The 20,795-nt window shown below is 53.1% G+C and carries 13 protein-coding genes; 1 reads left to right on the forward strand and 12 read right to left on the reverse strand.

What is annotated here, in order from left to right; translation table 11 throughout:
* Window position 1: 1 nt before the first annotated feature.
* The 8 genes from J4772_RS29475 to J4772_RS29510 form a co-directional block, all read right to left on the reverse strand.
* Window positions 2–3,124, reverse strand: a complete 3,123-nt coding sequence (locus J4772_RS29475; RefSeq protein WP_209072623.1) for a glycoside hydrolase family 2 TIM barrel-domain containing protein — start codon at window positions 3,122–3,124, stop codon at window positions 2–4.
* Between the two features lie 28 nt (window positions 3,125–3,152).
* Window positions 3,153–3,965, reverse strand: a complete 813-nt coding sequence (locus J4772_RS29480) for a carbohydrate ABC transporter permease (protein ID WP_209077516.1) — start codon at window positions 3,963–3,965, stop codon at window positions 3,153–3,155.
* A 14-nt stretch (window positions 3,966–3,979) separates the two neighbouring features.
* Window positions 3,980–4,960: a carbohydrate ABC transporter permease gene (locus tag J4772_RS29485; protein ID WP_209072624.1), complete on the reverse strand. Its 981-nt coding sequence runs from the start codon at window positions 4,958–4,960 to the stop codon at window positions 3,980–3,982.
* A gap of 47 nt (window positions 4,961–5,007) precedes the next feature.
* Window positions 5,008–6,333 carry an ABC transporter substrate-binding protein gene (locus tag J4772_RS29490; RefSeq protein ID WP_116059867.1) on the reverse strand — a complete coding sequence of 442 codons (1,326 nt, stop codon included), beginning with the start codon at window positions 6,331–6,333 and terminating at the stop codon, window positions 5,008–5,010.
* A 136-nt stretch (window positions 6,334–6,469) separates the two neighbouring features.
* Window positions 6,470–7,666, reverse strand: a complete 1,197-nt coding sequence (locus tag J4772_RS29495) for a response regulator (RefSeq protein WP_209072625.1) — start codon at window positions 7,664–7,666, stop codon at window positions 6,470–6,472.
* Window positions 7,641–9,386 (reverse strand): cache domain-containing sensor histidine kinase, encoded by a 1,746-nt coding sequence (locus J4772_RS29500; protein ID WP_209072626.1) that lies wholly within the window; start codon window positions 9,384–9,386, stop codon window positions 7,641–7,643. The genes J4772_RS29495 and J4772_RS29500 overlap by 26 nt, the downstream gene beginning before the upstream one ends.
* A 164-nt stretch (window positions 9,387–9,550) precedes the next feature.
* On the reverse strand, window positions 9,551–11,296 hold the full coding sequence (locus J4772_RS29505) for an amylo-alpha-1,6-glucosidase (RefSeq protein WP_209072627.1): 1,746 nt from the start codon (window positions 11,294–11,296) through the stop codon (window positions 9,551–9,553).
* Window positions 11,297–11,715: 419 nt separating this feature from the next.
* A complete protein-coding gene (locus J4772_RS29510; RefSeq protein ID WP_209072628.1) occupies window positions 11,716–12,288 on the reverse strand; it encodes a Uma2 family endonuclease in 573 nt (190 codons plus the stop codon).
* 243 nt (window positions 12,289–12,531) lie between these two features.
* On the opposite strand from J4772_RS29510, the gene J4772_RS29515 reads away from it, so the two are divergent.
* Window positions 12,532–13,086 (forward strand): superoxide dismutase family protein, encoded by a 555-nt coding sequence (locus tag J4772_RS29515; protein WP_209072629.1) that lies wholly within the window; start codon window positions 12,532–12,534, stop codon window positions 13,084–13,086.
* Window positions 13,087–13,318: 232 nt separating this feature from the next.
* Here J4772_RS29515 and J4772_RS29520 read toward each other — a convergent pair whose 3' ends face one another.
* From J4772_RS29520 to J4772_RS29535, 4 genes are all read right to left on the reverse strand, one after another.
* Window positions 13,319–14,542, reverse strand: a complete 1,224-nt coding sequence (locus J4772_RS29520; protein WP_209072630.1) for an enolase C-terminal domain-like protein — start codon at window positions 14,540–14,542, stop codon at window positions 13,319–13,321.
* A 179-nt stretch (window positions 14,543–14,721) separates the two neighbouring features.
* Window positions 14,722–15,384, reverse strand: a complete 663-nt coding sequence (locus J4772_RS29525; protein ID WP_209072631.1) for a GntR family transcriptional regulator — start codon at window positions 15,382–15,384, stop codon at window positions 14,722–14,724.
* Between the two features lie 92 nt (window positions 15,385–15,476).
* Entirely contained in the window at window positions 15,477–18,818 is a 3,342-nt protein-coding gene (locus J4772_RS29530; protein WP_209072632.1) for a discoidin domain-containing protein, read from the reverse strand.
* 1 nt (window position 18,819) lies between these two features.
* A complete protein-coding gene (locus J4772_RS29535; RefSeq protein ID WP_209072633.1) occupies window positions 18,820–20,793 on the reverse strand; it encodes a beta-L-arabinofuranosidase domain-containing protein in 1,974 nt (657 codons plus the stop codon).
* Window positions 20,794–20,795: the final 2 nt, after the last annotated feature.

Here is a 20,795-nt window from a genome sequence, read left to right on the forward strand (position 1 = left end):
TTTATTCCCCTTTCGTCCATTGCGCCGCTTCCGCAGCCATTCGCAGACTCAACCTGTCCGGTGCATGATTCCCCGCCAAATAAGGCGCCAACAAAATGCGGAACCGGAACTCCTCCGAACCGACCGCGTAAGGCGGCAGCTGCGCCGGACCGCAGCTATTGCTGCCCAGTCCGTTCTGACGATAATCCAAATTCAATGTGATAAATTCCCGCGGCTCAAGATCGCTCTCATGTTTTGCCTTCTCCAAGTCGCGATCCGTATACCGCCGCGCGCTGAATTCCAGCGTCGGCGCCCCGGCCGCCAACAGGCCGATGCCCGCTCCGTCCGTCACCGACATCCAGCGAACATCGGTGCGATTGCCGTTCTCCTGCGGATATACATAACGCGTAAACAGCTCGTCTACGGTTTTGGCGTATACGCCGAACTTGCCCGCTTGCTTGCTATCCGAGTAATTCTCCCCCGGCCCTCTGCCGTACCATTCCACATGTTCCGCATCTCCGGGCAGCTCCAGCTGCAGTCCGATCTTCGGCAGCATCGCCGGCGGCTTGCCTATCGGAACGCCGTGCACATCGATGACGATCAGCCCCGAGCCCGTTAACGTATACGACGTCTCGCAGCGGAAGCCCCAGTCGTGCACCGGCGGCGCAATCCGCGAAGTCCAGTTTGCGCGAATCGCGCTCTCGCCGAGACGCTCCCAGCGGAAGCCGTCGACCCGCTCCGTCAGCTTGTCGAGATGCGCTTTGCGCCAGTCCGCTACAACATACATATCGTTGTCGATCGGCGCGCGCCAGAAGTTGAGGCGAGGTCCGCCAAGCGTCAGCGTCTTTCCGTTCGCCGTCCAACAGCCCAATCCCGGCCGCGAAGCCTCCAGCGCCGCTCGGAACTCGGCGTTGCCGACTATAATTCGGCGGCCTTCCTCGGAGCACGACAAGCTCTCCAGCGCACCGCCGCCCGCCGCAGCCTGCAAACCTGCCTCGCTGCCAACTGATGCCTCCTGCAAGTTCGCCTCACGCAACAGGATTTGCGCCCAAGCGACTTCATGCCCGGCTTGCGCCCACGGCTGGTCCGCCTTCAACGCAAAGCTTACGTTCAGCCACTTTTCTTCCCCGCTGCCTGAACCTAACTCGCCGCACGGCACCTCCAGCTCGGCGCTTTCCCCCGGAGCGATGCGCGGCAAAACCAGCAAGCCGCTCTTGACCGCCCGACCGCCAACTGCAAGCGACCAGGAAGCGCTGAGGTGATCCAGCGTCAGAAAATCGTAACGATTCTCGATGCGCACCCGGTTGTCGCCCAGATGATGCACGCGAACCGGCTCGATGATTTTTTTGTATTCGATCAGACCCGGAGACGGCGTACGATCGGGACGAACAAGTCCGTCAATGACAAAGTTGCCGTTGTTCGGCTCGTCGCCGTAGTCTCCGCCGTAGGCGTAGTCGATGCAGCCGTTCTGCTTGCGGAAGGTGAGCCCGTGATCGATCCACTCCCAGACGAAGCCGCCCTGAAGTCTGCGGTACGCATCGAACGTCTCGAAATATTCCTTCAACCCGCCGGGACCGTTGCCCATCGCATGAGCGAACTCGCACAGCACATGCGGCTTCGGATGATCCTCCAGCTTGCCGAAGCCTGCCATTTTCTCGACCGAGGAATACATTGTACTAACGACATCGCACACTTCCGCTTCCCGATCCTCCTCGTAATGGATGAGACGGGTCGGATCGGCCTGCTTGCACCATTCCGACATTGCGCGGAAATTGCAGCCGAAGCCCGATTCGTTGCCGAGCGACCAGAACAGCACGGACGGATGGTTTTTGTCCCGCTCCACCATGCGGCGCATCCGGTCGACGTATGCCTCCTTCCACAGCGGATCGTCGCTGAGACGAGAGATGTTGCCAAGCGGCTCGAAGCCGTGCGTCTCCAAATCGGTTTCTTCCATCACGTACAGGCCGTATTCATCGCACAGGTCGTAGAAACGCGGGTCGTTCGGGTAGTGCGCTGTCCGCACCGCATTAATGTTATGCCGTTTCATCATCAGCACGTCGTCGCGCATCGTCGCAAGCGACACGGTGCGTCCCGTATCCGGGTGATGGTCGTGCCGGTTTACGCCTTTTAGCAAAATCGCTTTGCCGTTAACGAGGAACACGCCGTTTTGGACTTCGATTTGGCGAAAACCGACGCGCTGGGCCACAGCCTCGACCAAACGTTCTTCGCCGTCGAACAGCTCCAATGTCAGATGATAGAGAGCCGGGTTTTCCGCGCTCCATAGCTCCGGCCCTTTTACCGGAACGGAGAAATCGACAATACTTCCCTTCACAACGCTCTCCGCTACCGCAACCTCCGAACCGTCCGCATCCAGCAGCCGCAAAGCCACCCGCCCCGCAACGGCAGATCCGGCAAAACTCACACTCACATTCAACACCGCGTCCCGATAGCTGTTTACCAGTTCGGTTATAACCCGATAGTCGAAGATACGAACAGTCGCAGGCTCGGCCACCAAGTACACGTCGCGGAAAATCCCGCTCAGCCACCACATATCCTGATCTTCCAAATAACTGCCGTCGGACCATTGATAGACGCGCACCGCCAGCCGATTCATCCCGCCGATTACGAAAGGCGTCACGTCAAACTCCGAGGTTAAACGGCTGCCTTGGCTATACCCGACAAACTGGCCGTTAACCCACACATGGAACGCACTGTCCACACCGTCGAATTTAAGCGCAATCTGCCTCCCGTCCCAGGACTCCGGCAGCTCGAACTCTCGAACATAGCAGCCCGTTGGATTATCGTTTGGCACATGCGGCGGATCGACGGGGATGGGGTAGTCCAAATCCGTATAATGCGGGCTGCCGTAGCCTTGCAGCTGCCAAAGTCCCGGCACCCGAATGTCGTCCCATGCGCCGATCGCATAGCCTTCCTCGTAAAATTTTTCCGGAGCCAGCTCCGGCCCTGCCGCGTATTTGAACTTCCAGACGCCGTTCAGCGATTTGAACCAGGGAGAGCTTCCCCGATCATAGCCCAGCGCTGCCCCGGCCTCCGGGAACGGTACGAAGTAAGCTCTGCTTGCCGTTCTTCCCCGCTCCAGCACCTGAAGATTTTCCCAGTCCTTTGCCGCATTGATGTTCTGCATGGTGTCTTTTCTCCTCCCAGTTCTCTCTCTATCCTTTAATGCCCGTACCCGCAATGCCTCCGACAATGTACCTCTGCGCGAAGAAGAATACCGCCAGCGGCACAATCGAGATCAGCGACGTAATCGCCATAATCGACTGCATATCGACGCCGAACATCCCTTTGAACTGCGCCAAGCCCAGCGTCAGCGTATACTTCGACTGATCGTTCAGGAAAATGAGCGGGCCGAGGTAATCGTTCCAGCAGCTCATCATTTGAAAGACGCCGACCAGAATCAGCGCAGGTCCCATAAGCGGTACAATAATCCGGAGGAAAATGCCCAGCTTGCTCGCCCCGTCGATCGTCGCCGCCTCGTCCAATTCGCGAGGGATGGTCAAAATAAACTGCCGCAGCAGGAAGATGAAATAAGCCGAGCCGAACCAGGCGGGTACGATCAGCGGCTTCAGCGTATTGATCCAGCCGAGATAGTTAAACTCCATATATTGCGGAATCATCGTCACTTCCCAAGGAATCATCATCGTCGACAGCACGACGAGGAACAGGAAGTTGCGTCCCTTGAACTCGAAACGGGCAAAGCCGTAGGCCACGACAGCGCACGAGATGAGCTGCCCTAGCGTCGCCATCACGGTTACGATTACCGTATTTTTCAGAAACACGTTAAACGGCTGTACCGTCCAAGCCTCCGCGAAGTTGCCGAACTTCCATACGGAAGGCAGCCATTTCGGCGGAAATTGATATAGCTCGGTCGGGTCCTTCAGCGCTGTCGTCAACGCCCAGAACAACGGTGCGATAAACAGCAGCGAACAAAATGCCAGCATCGCGTATACGAACGTTTTTCTCATGCTATTGCTAATGCTCATGCGGACCGCCTCCTGGCACCGGACTTCGGCTTCGAACCGCTCTTGATTTCTCCCTCATAATAGACCCAAGCCGCGGACGACTTAAAGACGAGGAACGACAGCCCGAGCACGATGATGAACATGAACCAGGCGTTCGCCGCGGAATAGCCCATTTTGAAATATTTGAAGGCGTTCTCGTACATGTACATCGCGTAAAAATAAGTCGATTTGAGCGGACCTCCCCCAGTCAATACGAGGGCCAAGGTCAACTGCTGGAACGCCGCGATAATCGATGTGATCAGGTTAAACAGCACGGTAGGGCTAAGCATCGGAATCGTAATGCTGCGGAACTGTCTGAATCTGCCGGCGCCGTCGATCGACGCGGATTCGTACAAATCCTTCGGAATGCCTTTCAGGCCCGCCAGGAAAATGAGCATCATTGAGCCCTGTCCCCACAAACTGGCGATGACCATAGCGACGAGCGACCATTTCGTATCGTTCAGCCAATCCGGACCGTCAATGCCGACAAGCGAGAGAAAAAAGTTCAAAATGCCGTATTCGCCGCTGTATACCCACGCCCAGATCATCGCCAGCGCAACGCCGGAAATGACGGAGGGCAAGTAGAAGGCGGTGCGGAAAAAGGCGCTGCCGCGTACGTTCTGATTAAGCAGCATAGCGAGGCCGAGCGCGACGACAATGTTCAGCGGCACGAACAGCGCAGCGAACTTGACGGTTACGCCGAACGACTTCCAGAACAGCGAATCCTGCGTAAACATCTCGACGTAGTTGCCAAAGCCGACAAATTTCACTTGGCCGACGATCGGCCAATCGAAGAACGAGATGACGAGCGAAAAAATCAGCGGACCTAACGTAAACGCGAGAAATCCGAACAGCCAGGGAAAAACGAAGAGGTAGGGCGAGACCCTACCCCATCCGCGTTTCCTTGCAGGCTTGAGGGTGGCTGCGTATGTTGCCGCTTGGGGGGCGATTTTAGCCATCTCTTAACCTTCCTTCTTTAAGAGGTAGTTCAAAAAGTCTAACCGACCTATTTCAAGTAACGAGTCCCGTCCTTAACCGCCGAGTTGAGGGCTTCTTGAGCGGAGGCGCCGTGAACGACTGCTTCGACCGCTGCTTCCAAATGGCGATTGACTTCGTTCCATTTGGAGTTGAGCAGGAAGGCCGGCGTATTGTCGGAGCGCTCCAGCATCGTGTAGAACGGTTTGTACAGCGGGTCTTGATCTACTTTCAGCTCGTTAACGACGCTGACGCGAACAGGCAAATCGGCTGTGCGCATCTTGATCGCTTCAGCGGAGACGTAAAATTTCACGAACTCCCAAGCCAGCTCTTTCTGCTTCGAATCTTTGGCGATGGACAGCGCGGATTCGGCGATGATGCCTTTGACCGGCTTGCCCGGGAACGCCGGCATTTCCACCGTACCAATATCGATGCCCGCTTCCTTGAAGCCTCCAAGCGGCCAAATTCCGCTCTCCCACATCGCCAGCTTGCCGGCTTTGAAAATATCCTCGCCGCTTTGTTGACCTTTGCCTCCGACGAGCACACCGGAGCCGTTCTTCACCAGATCGCCGAAGATTTGAATCGCTTCCGCCGTTTCCGGACTATTCATATAGCCCTCGATCGTTTTACCGTCGTCGGAGATAAACGAACTGCCGTTGCTCCATACGAAGCCTTGCAGATCGTACGTATCGTTCGAAGCGCGAACTCCGAAGCCGTACTGCTTCTTGCTCTTATCCGTCAGCTTGGCGGCGATGTCCTGGAAATCGCTCCAAGTCCAGCCGTCCTGCGGATAAGGAACCTGCGCCTCGTCGAACAGCTTCTTGTTGTAATACACGACTCGAGTCGTAAAACCGACCGGAATGCCGTACAGCTTGCCGTCGATCTTGCCGTAGTTGAAAAGACCGGAATAGAAATCTTCAATATTCAGACTGGCGTCCTTGGAAGCGAAATCGTCCAAAGGCTCAAGCGATTGATGATACGTCGGAAAATCCCACATGTACATAACGTCAGGCGGGTTCGCCGCTCCGAAGCCGGCGGCCAGCTTCTGATCGAAGCCGTCGGCGTACGCTTCCACTTGGACCTTCGTGCCGGGATGGCTTTGCTCGAATTTTTTGGCGATGTCCTGCTGAATTTTCAATGCATCGCCGGTATCCCAGGAAGCGAAGCGGATCGTTCCCGTCAATCCGGCATTTTCGGAGCCGCCGGTGTTTTCGGAGCTGGAGCCGGCGGACGGCGATGCGGATGGCGATGCGGACGGCGTGCCGTTGCCGGCTTTATCGCCGCCTCCGCCGCAAGCGCTTAACAACGAAACGCCCATCATTGTGGCCAATAGCAGAGCAGAGCTTTTCTTTTTCATTTGTGCTGCCTCCCCGTGGAATGTGCTCAAAATAAGTGAACCGCTTACATCCCTATCATAGAGGACATGAAAGCGGTTCAAAACGGACATCTATTCGGACCTTCGTGCGCTTTTGTTCGATGTTGGAGGTCGGGTGTCATTCTGTTCGGGACGCGCCGTCTTTTTGTTGCGTCCGGTAATGGCTTGGCGTCTGCCCGGTGCAGCGTTTAAACCATTTGCTAAAATATTTACTGTCGCCAAGGCCGGTTCGCTCGGCAATGTCTTGCATCGTCAGGGAAGTGTCCTTGAGCAATTCGCGGGCGATTTTCAGCTTGCGCTTATATTGATAAGCGACGAAGCTGAGGCCGACCGATTTCTTGAACAAAATCGAGAAATGACTGCGGCTAAGACCGACCTGTCCGGCTACGTCGCTGACCGACCAATCCGCGGCCGGATTGTCGTGCATCAATCGGAGCGCCTTCCAGATCGGTTCCGGCCACTCTCCGGACGACACGCCGTATGCTTTTTCCATTTCCGCTTCCTTGTGCAGCTCGGAAATCGCCCGCAGCCATTGCTGCGGGCCTTCTACAGGGCCGGAACGCGACCATAGCAGTTCCGCATGCTCGCTCTTGCGCTCTACAAGCCAGCCGCTCGCGGCATCTGCAAGCGCGGCCGGGAGCATCCAGTACCAACGCTCCTCGCTGAATGGGATTAAGGCTCCCTCGTTCTTTAATGCGTCATCCCGACTTAATATGTCCGCAGCGTCCCGCCAGTTTAAGCCGGATTTGATTACATAGACATAAAGCGCCCGTTCCCGCCACGAACGCGCCTCGGCCAGCTTCTCCAGTTCGCGGGCAAACTTGTCGCTATGACCGCTTAACCACGCATAGAGCTGCGTGCCCAATCTCTCTTCGCCTATATCCTCTCGGGCGGAATCGGCGCCGGAATCCGATCGGGAAGCGATTAACTCCTTACGAAATTGCTCCAGCATGCTTTCCAGCTCGTCGTCTTCGAACGCAGTTTTGAGCAAATATCCGGAGACGCCAAGCTTCAGCCCTTCTTTGGCATATTCGAAATCTCGATGGCAGCTGAGCAGAACAATTCTCGTATCCGGCGCAGCCTGCTTCACTCTACGCGACAGCTCGATGCCGTCCATCTCGGGCATGACGATATCGGTGATCACGATTTGCGGCCGATGAAGCTGGAACGCCTCCCACGCCTTGCGTCCGTTCGCGGCGTCCGCGACAACCTCCATTCCGTATTTTTCCCAAGGCACAGTGGCTTGCAGCCCTTTGCGTACAATGCTCTCGTCATCCGCAATCATAACTTTAATCGTTCCCGTCGCCGTGTCCATCCGCGTTCTCCTCCTTTTTAGGCCACTTGATCACAATCGTCGTTCCTTCGCCCGAACTGGATTTGACCGTCAAGCCATATTGCAGCCCGAAGTGCAGCTTGATTTTCTGGTCGGCATTCCGTACGCCGAGCCCGCCTCTTCCCTTGCGCCGTTCGCTGGGCAGCAGCAGCTTGTGCAGCTTGTCGGGCGGAATGCCTGCCCCGTTATCCGTCAGCTCAAGCCGGAGCAGTGTTCCTTCGTCCTCTACCGTCAATCGGATCGTTCCCTTGCCATCCTCGAAGCCGTGGAAAAAAATATTTTCGAACAACGGCTGCAACGTCATTCGGGGAATCAGATACTTTTTCAGCGTCTCGTCGCATTCCTGCTCGTAGCGGAATACAGCGCCGTAGCGAACCTCCTGGATTTTCAGAAAATGCTCGATAATCCGCAGCTCCCGTCCCAGCGGAACCAGTTCCTGCGAGATGTTCAGATTGCCCTCCAGCACCATCGTCAAATGGTACAGCATCTGGCGGATGTCCTCCGCTCCTTGCAGCCGCGCCTTCCATTGAATCGAATTCAACGTATTGAACAGCAAATGCGGATTGATCTGATAATGAAAAGCTCTTAGCTCCGCTTCCTTCTTCTGACGCTCGTTCGTCTCGACTTCGCGGATCAGCGACTCGATACCGCCGACCATGTTGTTAAAGCTGACGTCCAGACTGCCCAGTTCGTCCTTGGCTTCAACCTTCGTTCTCGTGTGCAGCATGCCGAAGCTGACCTTCTGCATCGAATCCTTGAGCCGCCTGATGCGCGCGGTGAAACGGGAGGAAAACAAGTACGCCAGCGCAAAAGCAAGCAGCGTCGACGCGACGGCCGCAATTACCGTATTCGAGCGGATCAGTCCGGAGGAGCGGTAGAAAAGCTTGGCCGGGAGCCTCGCTTCGATCGTCCAGTCGTTGGCCTCGATATCCTTGTGCCAGACGATGTCGCTATCCCGAGCCTCGTACTCCACCGCCGTTTCGTAGATAATCCGTCCTTGCGAATCGGCAATCGTCAGATGCGCCTGCGTATCGTTCTCGAACAGTTCGAACATGCGCAGCAAATCTTCCGCGTTCTCTTCAATCAGAATCATGCTCCCGCGCAGCGCGCCGTAAGGGCTGGTGATCGCTTCCGCCAAGCCGAGTACGGTTAGAGTCTCCTCATCTTCCTCCGGATCCTTGAGCTCGTGATTCTGAGGATAGAAGCCGAGCCAGTAATCACCCGCCGGATTGTCCGGTATCGCCCGCCAGGCCGGAATGCGTTCCAGCTTGGTCACGTCCAAATTGTTCTCTCCATAGTAATATCCCGACCTGCCTATAATATAAATTCCCGCATTCTTTTCCGTTCTAAGCGCTTTCAAAAAGTACTCGAAATTGTTTTTGTCGAGAATGTCGCGATACGTGGACGGAACGCTATCGCCCAGCCCGCTCCTTGCCGGGTCCAGTAAATACGAATAAATCGTGGCCGCCGTCTGGCTCATCCTCGTCAGATAACCATTCATCTGCTGCTGCAGCTGGGCGACGGCATTTTCCCCGTATTTGCCGAACTGGGAGTCGATCGTCTTCGCCGATTGGTAGTAGGATAGCGCCCCGACCGACAGCAATGGAATAATCGTGACGATCAGGAAGCAGACGAGCAGCTTCGTGCGAATGCTATGGTAGGAAAGACGGGAGGAAAACGGCTTGAACAGTGATTTGAGCATCGATTCCGGCCCCCTTCGTCCGCTTGGCTAAAGCAAGTTCAATTTCGTATCTGAAGTGTAGCACGAACGAAAACAGCCATACAATGCGCCCTCCGACAAAAACGTCGAAAGCACTTCTCCCCCGACCTTAATCGGCCGGACGGCAAGAAGTGCGGTTCGCGAAGCTAGTTCAAGTATTCGTTGGCCAAAATCAGGAAAACGCTCGACGTCCAGGTGAACGCCCTGTCGCGCAAGCCTTCGCCGGTGATCGCGTCGAAGTTTTCCGCCATGCCGCTTCGGTTCAGCATGTCGCAGAAACGACGGGAGACTTCGCGCGCCAGCTCCCGATCCCCTGCCGCGGCCGCGCCTTCGACCAGCAGCATCGTCGACGGAGCCCAGATCGGTCCGCGCCAGTAGCCGTCCGGCGAATAGAACGGGCTGTTCACGCTCTCGGTCGCCCAGCCATTCGCCGTCAAGAAACGATTCTCGTCGCGTAGCCCGGCGAGCAGCGCTTCGCGAACAGAATCGGGCAGACGGCGACCGAGCAGGATCGGCACGAACAGCAGTAAGGTATCGCCTTCCGAAGGCTCATGCGTACCGGAGCGACAAGCGATAAAGCGGTCGCCCTTCCAGAAATGCGCCAGCATTTTATCCAGTGTTTCCTCAGCCAGCCGTCGCCATTCGGTCGATTCCTCGGCGAGTCCGAGCAATCCGGCAATCTCGGCCAACAGCTCGGTTTGCAAAATCAGGAATGCGGCCAGATCCGGGCTCTCGACCGGAATGCCATTGTTAAACGCCGTGCTGTTGTCCCACCCGGAGTCGTTGCCGTGATTATACTGCGGAATGCCGTCTCCGTCCCCGTCGCGGTAACGGAACCACCACTTCGTCCATTTGGCCAGCGGACCGTAAACCTCGCGAAGCTGCGCCTCCTTGATGAAATCGGTCCTTTGCATCATCCATGCCAATGTCCAGCCGTGAATCGGCGGCTTGTTGCAGTTCCACAGCTCGAATTTATCGTTGATAAAATCGGGAATAAGACCACTCTCGTCCTGCCGATCGAAGAAAATCATAAACTGATCCCAAGCAAGCTTAGGATTGCTTCGGACCAGCGCCATGGCGTTAAAGCAGTGGTCCCAGCTCCAAATGTTCGTCATCCAGTTTTTGGACATGTACATGGCCGGGCGAGTCAGACAGCCTTCCGCAGGCACGAGACAGCTCCATGTAATATAGGCGGCCAGCTCGCGGCCGGCTTCCAACCGTTCCGGACCGGGGAGGCTGTTTTCCAGCCAACCCGCGAACTCCTCGCGCACCCGTTTCACCGCAGCTGCGAACGGTTCCCATACCCGACCCGGCTCCCACACCGTGCGGAACTCCTCGATGGCGAACTCCGCGACGCCCGTCTGCTGATCCGGCACAAACTCGGCAACGATGCGCGAGCTTTTGATTTTGTCCCACGGTACTTCCGTTCTCATGGCGCCGGCAAGCGACGACAGCATAAACCGGCATTCGTGCGTAAAGCTGTTGACCTCCCAGCAGCCGTTGGCCGCCTCGTAAGCATAATCGTACGCCGACGTCCGGAACGTCAGCCGAACGCCGCAGCCTTGGGCGCGAAATCTGGCGGTGCGGCCGTCGGGAAGGCAAATTTCCGCAGCCGCTTGTCCTTGCGCAGATTCGGCAGCAGCAAGTCCTTGTGCCGAGCCGCCTTCAGCATATAGCCGAATCCGCTCCGGTGACGCTTCGGCTGTGAACGCGATCGCCTCGCCGTCTGCGTTGATCAACTCGATATGGAACACCTCGCCAAACTTGTCGTCTCCTCCGCGCACCGTCCGCAAATACAAACCTTGCTCTCTATTGTCGGCCTTAGGAAGCAGGGAAATCGCCAGAAAAGATTCCCGTCTGCTGAAAGGCACGATATTCAGATCGAAGTTCATGGCACTGGCTCCTTCACAATAAGGTATGCGCTTTCATTGTAACGGACGGAGCCATACGAAAGAACCGACTGTTGTTCTCGCCGGTTCGCTTTAATGTTATAGATTGCGGACTGTTGCAGCCCAAGGTGTCTTTTTGTTAGATGAAATTCCCACTTTTGTTTTTTTAGTATCTCCCGGACAGGGTGGATCGCTTTCGATAGCGGTCTGATCGCCCCTGTTCTTAGTCCGAGCCGGGCCAGTATGGGCCTTTCGTCGTCACACGCCAACATTAAATGGAATTTCGTATAAAACTCATCCCTTTTCCTATAATGCGGGCCATTTGGTCGATTCATCGTACAAAATTGGCGTATCGCCCAACAAAGTCGCAGTATTTGTACGATCAATCGTATAAATACGCTTACATGCTTATTTTCTCAAATTCACTTTCCTGCCTCTTCCTCCTCCACAAAAACAGCCGACAAATCAACCGTCAGGCAGGGAACGGTAGCGGAGACAAGCTTGTCCTCCTCAGACAAGGTTGCTAGCAAATGATACCGCCCTTCGACGATTGCGAATTGTTCCACGAGCCGGTAGACGGGGTCAACCAACCAATATTCCCCCACTCCGAAGCGCTCATAGGTCGATTTCTTGATCGTTTTATCTCTCCGCGCCGTACTGCCCGACAAAATCTCCACGACGAGATCGGGAGCCCCGTAGACGTAGCCGTCCTGGATAATTCCCTTATTTTCGCCACGAATGTATAGGATGTCCGGCTGCAAAATGTTCTCCTCGTCAAAATGAACGTCCATTGGAGCAAGCAAAATGACGCCATCCTCCGAACAGGCGGAATGAAACGCCAAATGCAGACGTCCAAGCGCATCCTGATGCGAAAACTTGGGCGAGGTAAGAAAACCGTACCTCACCCCTCCGATAATCTCGTACCTCTCATCGATAAAATAAGTGCCGTGCGTCTCCTTCACTTTAGCCGTTTTTTCTTTCTTGTCATCGCCCATCCCCATGCCTCCTCATACGAAAACACCCCGCAAAGCAACACGAATATCGTGTCTCTCTTTGCGGGGTGCTTCCCCATCACTTTCCCTTATTATGGATGAATTTGATCCGACTTGTCAAACTGTTGATTCGAGACGAGTACAAATAAAGTCACCACGATTAGAAGATATGTTTCTTTTTGCCGAAGATGGTGAAGCTAAGATAGTTGACGATTTACAACAACAGATTACGGAGGTTGAATCCGCATGTGGAAAAACATTCGAACCCAGTTGATCGCCGGATTGCTCGGCATCGCGCTTGTCTCGGGGAGCGCCGGATCCGCCCTCGCGGCCGAGGAGACGTCCGCCGTCCCGGATAAGGTGAAAGTCAAGATTATTAACGACAAGGGGCACAAAATCGGAACCGCGGTTCTTACGCAAGAGGTCGGGGCGGTCCGCATCCATCTCAAAGCGAAAAAACTCCCTCCCGGCATTCACGGCATCCATTTCCACGAAGTCGGGAAATGCGAGCCCCCCAAATTCGAATCTGCGGGCGCCCACTTGAATCCTTATCAGAAGCAGCATGGCTTCAACAATCCGCAGGGCTTCCATGCCGGAGATCTGCTCAATATCGAAGTCGGTCCGGACGGGAAAGTCGAAACCGATCTGATCAGCAAAACGGTCACGCTAAAGAGAGGCGAGCCGAACTCCTTACTGCGCGACGGGGGCACCTCTCTCATGATCCACGAAAAAGAGGACGATTACGTCACCGATCCGTCCGGCAACTCCGGAAATCGGATCGCATGCGGACCGATCCTGTAACCGCAACAAAACTCCCGGAATCAACGACCGATTCTCGGGAGTTTCTCTGAAAAGTTTGCATATCTTCGGGTAAGTTCCCCTATCTCACCTGTCCAACTCGTAGGGAGATGTTTTCAATCGAAAGATTTTGCGCTCCCTGCCTCCCTATCGCTCCCGCGCTGTCGTTGCGAATCGCCTCTTCCAGCCCAAGCGTAGGGTAGCCCGCGAACGGTTCCAGCCCGATATTGGAAAATCAGCTCTGCGTCGGGTCCGCCCAACGATCATTCGGCATGATCGGAACCCATTCAGGCCGCAGCGGGTCTTTGTCATACGTATACCCGCCAAGCTCCTGGTACAGTTCCGCATACTGGCGAATTTTATCTCGATCGACTTTGATGCCGAGCCCCGGACCTTCCGGCACCTTGATCGCGCCGTTAACGTACTTCATTTTTCCGCCGACCAGAATATCGTCGGTAAGCTGATGGTAATGCGCGTCCGCCGCGTGAGACAAATTCGGTACGACCGCCCCCATATGGAGCATCGTCGCCAGTTGAATGCCCAACTCGCCGGAAGAGTGAACGGCAATGCCGAGCTGGAACGTCTCACATACCCCCGCCGCCTTAATGCAAGGCCGAATGCCGCCCCAGAAAGTCGTGTCCAACAATATGACGTCCACAGCCAAATCCAGGATGTTGGCGGCAAGCTGCTCGAAGTTCACAACGACCATATTCGTCGCCGTTGGAATGCGAACCATAGATCGTACCCGACGCATGCCGTTCAGCCCCCACGTCGGATCTTCGAAATAATCGTTGTTCAGATGCTCGATCGCTTGGCCGAAACGGATCGCTTCCTCGACGTTCAGTGCCGCATTCGGATCGTATCGCAGCTTATCGTTTGGAAATGCCGCAGCCAGCGCTTGATAACATTCCAATTCGTAATCCGGATGGTACAAGCCGCCTTTCAGCTTGTGCACTGTAAACCCATGCTCCCGCTTCAATTGTGCGCAATGCTGGACAAGCTGCTCGGGCGTCCGGATTTCGCCCGACCCGCCCGGCTTATTCGGCGAGCGGAAAAACAAATAGCTGGCGAACGGAACCTCGTCGCGCAGCTTGCCGCCAAGCAGGTTGTACACCGGCTCGCCTAGCTTCTGCCCGATTATGTCCAGACAAGCAAACTCGATCGCCGCATGCAGTTGCGTCCGATTGTTATACAAGCTCGCTGTCGGATTGCAGATTTTGAATCTCAGCTCTTCCAGATTAAACGGATCATGACCGATCAAATAGCGTTTAAGCCCGGTAAAGGCAAGCTCCGCGCTCTCTCCTCCTCCGCCCATTTCCCCGAATCCGATAATGCCTTCGTCCGTCTCGATCTCGATGATCGTCCGTACAAAACGTCCCCAATGTGCGCCGACCGCATGACGCAAAGTCGCCTCCAGAGGCACCGTAACGGTCGTCGCTCTAATATCCACGATTTTCATTTCGTAGTTTCCCCCTCTATTTCGGCAGCACGACAGCAGCAGATGTCAGTAGCCCGCCATCGATTTTATAATCTCCGCCTGTGATGAATCCCGCTTTGTCCGAGCACAGGAAGGCGATCAGTTCACCGCACCCTAGCCAAACTAACATGTAACATGTTAGTTAACCAATAAAAAGCGCATTACTTCTGAGATTGAAGCAATGCCTCTTTTCCTTTCACAATATGATTGGCAACCAGCGCTAAAACAAGGGCTTCCTCTCGCTTCTCGAAAGCCTCGACGATTTCAAGATGGTGATGATGACTCGAATCCGCCTTCTCGAAAGCTCTGTCGAAGAAAGCTCGTTCTGTCACCCGATGAGCGTTAAGACCTTTGTACAAATCCAAAATAACTTGGTTCTGTCCCATCTTCACAAGCTGAATATGGAACTGGATGTCCAATTCGTTATAGTTGATCGAATCGAACGGCTTTGCTCTATAATCTTTATCCATTTCCAAGCAGAGATTGCGCAAAGTTTGAAAATCTTCCTGCGTCCCTTTCTCCACCCCGATTCTGGCTGCCCATGTCTCGATAAGAAGCCTGGCATCGAATACTTCCATAATCCGGTTCATATCGATTTCCGCCACATACGTTCCTTTGCGCGGCCTAATCACGAGTAAACCTTCCATTTGAAGACGGTTGAACGCTTCCTTGACCGGTGTTCTGCTAACATTAAATTGTTTGGCCAGTTCGAAAATGTCCAACTTTTCGCCCGGAGCCAGCTTACGCTTAAAAATCGCATTCTTCAACTCTTTGTATACGCGATCCGTCGTAAGCAGATTTTCAATCTGGTTGAACTTGGTCATCGACTCAATCCTCATTTTCACCTGTAACATGTTACACTTCTCAATATGATATTAGAGCGTGGCACGTGTTTTGTCAATGAGTTGCTCAGAGGTCACCAGTCTCCGTGCGGGTATAAGGTATCGAATCGTGATTTTTGTAGCGCCGTTGGTACAATATCCTTATGAGGGCCGGCATTGGCAAACACACGGCGTATTGCATCCAAATAGGCGAATCCCATGCCTTCAGTCGGCATTATGATATGCCCCTCCCCGTATTCATTCCAGTTGTCGAAGAAAAGCATGGAGCGCCCCAGGGATTTGTCGGTAAACGAGGGCATTAGATGGTTTCGCATCCATTTCAAATCCTGTTCGAATAATTCCGGATCCCGCTGATATCCTTCATAAGAGCCAGGCTCGTCCCAAGCTTCAATAGACCAGTTCGTGCTGGCTACCCCGATCATCTGCAGATTCGCGCTTTCAGCTTTTGCTTTCTGATTCGACTGCAGTTCCTGCGTATTCTGTCCATAACTAAACACATAGTCAAACCCGCATTCCTTGATCCACTCGTAATGGCTAAATTCGAATTCGACATCGTTACAGAGCAGAATGACACCCGCAAAACCTTCTTGGATAAATTGCTCCCGCATCCATTGGATAATATTTTGCCTGACATAAGAACTGTCGCCAAAATCATTAATTAAGTTCTCCACTCTGTAGATCGACAAAACCGGTTTGTTGCCAACCTTCAAATAACGATCATCCTTGAAATAATATTCCATCCAGTAAGGGAAGACATTTTCTTTGAAATACTCTTCTTTTTTATCCGCAGTCATCCAGTCGATACCGCGATCGCTGTTTTCCCACAGGATCGAAAACTTGAAATGCTTGCTATATTTAGCATAAAAGAACCCGTCATGAAGCGCATGCTTCGTCATGGCTGTATCTTTAATCGGTTGAATGGCCGATCTCCAAGAAAGTGTAGGTCCAAACCAGCAGTATTGAAGGAAATCGATGCCATGCTCGACCAGGTATTTAATTTCCCAGTCCACGGCCTCCAAATCGCCTTCATTATACCAGCCCAGAACCGGCTTTCTATCCAGATTATTGCGAACCGGATCATAACCCGAACAAGTCCCTTCCCGCCAAAGCGAGCATTGCTGCATTCCGAGAAGATAAGGTTCATGGCTGGTCGCTTCGGGTTCAGGCACATAATCGTCTGGTTCGGGCAGCTGCTCATAGATTAGGATATCGTCCAAGAATAGATCGCCTTCTGCTGCTATAGAGGTGGAAAATCGGACTTGATTGACATAGGATAGTTCGCGGGCAGCTAACTCTACTCCGCATCCTCTCAGCTTTCCGTTAATATAGATATCTGCTGTTGCCGCTTCGATGTCGACTACAATTTTCATATGATACCAAACATTATGCCGATAGCGATAAAGCGGGACAGGCTGTCCTAGCGAATTAATATAAGAGATGGCTCCTTGATAAGTTACGATAGCTATTGCGGACTTGTAATCCGCCAACAAGGCAGATTCTATACCATCCATTTTCACGGGCAGAAGAAATTTATACTCCCAAACCAAGGCGCCGGTTTCCGCATGGCCGGATGATGCCGTAAAGCTTTTCTGCACGGTTACTTTTTCATTTGTACTCGTATCCTTCAGCTTTAGACTATACGTGTCCGGCCCTTGATAACTGTCCAAGCTATACACGCCAACTTCTCCTCCCAACGAACGAGATGTCCAATCGTCAGGCAAATGACCGGATAGGGCTGTCAGGAATTGTTCGAATACCAAATAGCCTGTATAGATTCGAATCGGTGAGAGCGATACGGTAACTGGCGAATCTCCACCGATCTCAATATAGAAATTATCGATTTGATTGGTTTCGTTCAAGAAGGATGCGTTGAAAAGAGAATGGCGCCCGTTGATAAATACATCGATTGTCGCACGGACGATATCCGCAACGATTTTCATTCCATAGTCGATTTCTGGCTGGCAGGCTTGGACGATCTTGAGATTTCCGCCTGCTTCCTGATAGCATAGATTTCCCGATTCTATTACAAATCCGATTGCCGGCACGGTTTCGTTACGAAGTTGAATCTTGATTCCATCTGCTAGGTCAGATAACTTGAATCTGTATTCCACTGTCAGATTTCCCGACCTCTGAATTGGAAACCTCCTGAAAGCCGTGAATGCGCGCGCTTTCGGGTGCCGAGTCATTTCCGCATAATTCCCGGGGTATACCGTGTTCACGTCTGCCCCAACGAGATCTCTATCCCAGCCGCTCCTCAGCGTCGTACCCCCGAACTGTTCATCCACAAGAGCCCCAATCGTTACTGTCCGGGCGATTGGGGTCTCAATCACCACTGGAGCGGCATTAGGCAATTGCAAATTGTAAATTTCTATTTGCCGCAGTTGTACTCTATATTCCCCTTGATGCGGTCTTAACTTCGTGCAGAACACTCTAACATATCTGGCTTCTACAGCTTTAAATTCAAACCTCTGCCGCTCATCGCTCGGCTTTTCTGCATTTTCAACATTCGCTACTACTTTCCACGTACTATCATCGCTTGAGACTTCAATTGAGAAATCAACCGGATAATGCTCACCGTCATAGCCGTGATCATTACGCGGGTACAAATCCACTGCAGTAATCGTTTGAATGGCTCCCATATTGATTTTGACCCATTCCGGATGATCGCGATCTACAAGATGGTCGCTGCTCCAACCTAAAGTATGGCGATCGGATTGCGTATATCCGTCCACAAGGTACACCCGATTCCAGGGAAAACCGAGCTTGGAATGCCAAGCTGCCCCCAGCATACTGTATCCTTGAAGCGAACTAGACGTATATACGGCTTGGGATGGAGGCAATAACCGGGTTAAATTTGGAGGCTGCTCAAGAATATCCCGATCTGTGTCCATATAGAAGGTCACATTCCCAAACCCTTCGCTCAAGTTGCCCGTTAGAGTCGAAGGGAATGTACCCGGTTCCCCTATTACACCGCAAGTGACCGTAGCTATTTCTCTATGCTGTTCGATCGTCAGCAAATCCAGCCAACGATCTCCCCCCTTCGATTCCGAAGAAGTTAGTCTGTATGTTTTTCCTTTATAAAGCTTCATCGGACTATCCAAATTTTCATATTTGCAGCCTAGGGCATCCGTATTCGAGCCCGTTCTCACGGAAACTTGCGCAAGAACGGTTTCATCCTTCACCTGCCATAAAGTAAGGTCATGAACCTCACGCATCTGACGTCCGACAGGAACAATTCTCCCAAGTGCCCTAATGATGATGTCCTCATGCAGGACAAATTCATACCCGGCATTCACGCTTAAATGATTTATGGTTCCGGATAGCGGCATTTTCTCGTAGCTTCCGGGTTGCTCTATTTCCTCTTCTATGCCGATAAGTCTTTGGGTTAGGAAGTTATCCATTTGCTTTTTAGTCATCCTAATTTCTCCCCAAACTTAATGCGCCCGATTGAGGGGTCTGTAAGGCGCGGTCCGGGATCTTCGGCCGATCTTCGGTATGAACGAGAATACGCCACGTTCCGGTTGGAAAAGCACTTCCCATATAGAGCGGCTGAGGCAGCCATACGCGAAACCGATTTTGTTCACAAAATTCATTTCCAGCGCTCGTATAGTCGCACATGAACAGTGTTCGCTTTTCATGCTTCACAAAGTGGGAGGGGCGATATAGGAACGGCACCTCAAATGCCATCCAAACCCCCTCCGGCTTATCGGCTATAGGAGTGAGCTCAATGTATTCTTCATCTGCGGTTACGTTTTCCAACAATACGTAGTCCATGTTCCAATCTTCGTTTCTTTTCCACTTCATAGAATCGGGACGAAGCCAAAGCGTTACATTCTCTTCCTTCACCATCCGGCTATCCAAAGCCAAAACCACGGGCCCCCGCATAATTGCTTTCTGATTGACGTTCCCCGGGGCTGTCATCACGCGACCGCGAAGATCCAGAACGAGTTCAACCTCATCCCCATCTGTCCATTCACGAGTAATTTCAACATATTTTCCCGGCTCGCAAACATATTTCTCCCCATTAACGAAAAGCTCGGTTTGTTTGCTCCACGATGGAATTCGGAAACTGATTACATAGTTAGCCGTTACTTGCTGCCGCACCTTAATCGAAATTCGATTCTGCTCCGGGTAGTCGGTTTCTTGCAGCAATTCTACTTCCTGACCGCCGGCGAGCTTCAATTTCCAACTGCCCTTTACATATAAGTTGACCACCGGCCCCGCCGTTCCCATCATGACCGCCCATCCGGGAACCGTAAGCAATCCCCGCGGTCCGTTAGCCGAACAACAGCTGCACTGAACAATCTCATTTTGCATATGGCTTGGAACCCTTTCACCGATTAATGCCGAAAAATAGGCCCACCAGCTTCCGTCAGGAACCATCGCGCTAAGCAAGGAATTATAGACCGATATTTCCATTTCATCTGCCCACACGGAATCTTGGGTGAGACGAAGCAGTTGATAGCACAGCTTGACCCAGGTGGCTGTAACGCAAGTTTCCATTGGCTGTTCGATTAGCTCCGTTTGACGGCTTGCACCATCGCACCATAATTCGCCGCTGGAGCCCGAACCGACGATCATGATTTCTTTCTTGCGAACTCTATTTGCGAATTTCACTGCTGCATCCAAATAGGTCTGATTGCCGGTTACCCGGTATAATTCGCATAATCCTTCAAAGCAGGACATCATCTCGTACCCTTTTGGCGATGAGATCCTAACAGGCTCGAGCCCCTCCAAGGCATCCTCCACTAAACGCATGCCCTTAGGCGTATAACGATTGGGCTCGCTCCACAGGGAAACTAGATACTCGGCAAACTCTAGAAACCTCGCGATTCCGGTGTGCTGATATAACAGTGCGATCGGCTCCAAAATGGAACACGACGACAATGCCTCCAAAAGAGAAAGCCCGGTTTCGGTCAGCTTCCTTTTACCTGGACCGGCCACTTCTATCAAATCGTCCAACGCATGGACTGCGGCATCCAAAGCTTTCCGTTCCCCTGTTTCCTCGTAATAGGCGATCAATCCGAGCAGAGCATATTTCCTTCCCCAAACATCCCATACGCCGAAATCTTCCTTGCAGCTACTGATTCGCCCGTTAGATTCTTGCGTGGCTAAAAGCTCTTCAACGGCATTGTTCAGGATTTTCCGATGAGCTTCCGTTGGCTGATAATGATAGGCAAGACTTGCCGACGTAAACCACTTTCCCCAGAACTCCCCTCCCCAGCTGCCATCGTCATCCGTCTTTTCTCGGAACGGAATCGCGTAGAGCGAATGCTGCGCTGCCATGACTCCATTCCTTATACAAGACTCGATTCTTTTTCCAAGGTAGCCCTCTAAGATCACCTTCCCCATCTCCGGGCGTACTAATTTATCCTTAAATTTAATCGTCATGT

The organism is Cohnella sp. LGH (assembly GCF_017671885.1).
GTDB lineage: Bacteria > Bacillota > Bacilli > Paenibacillales > Paenibacillaceae > Cohnella > Cohnella phaseoli.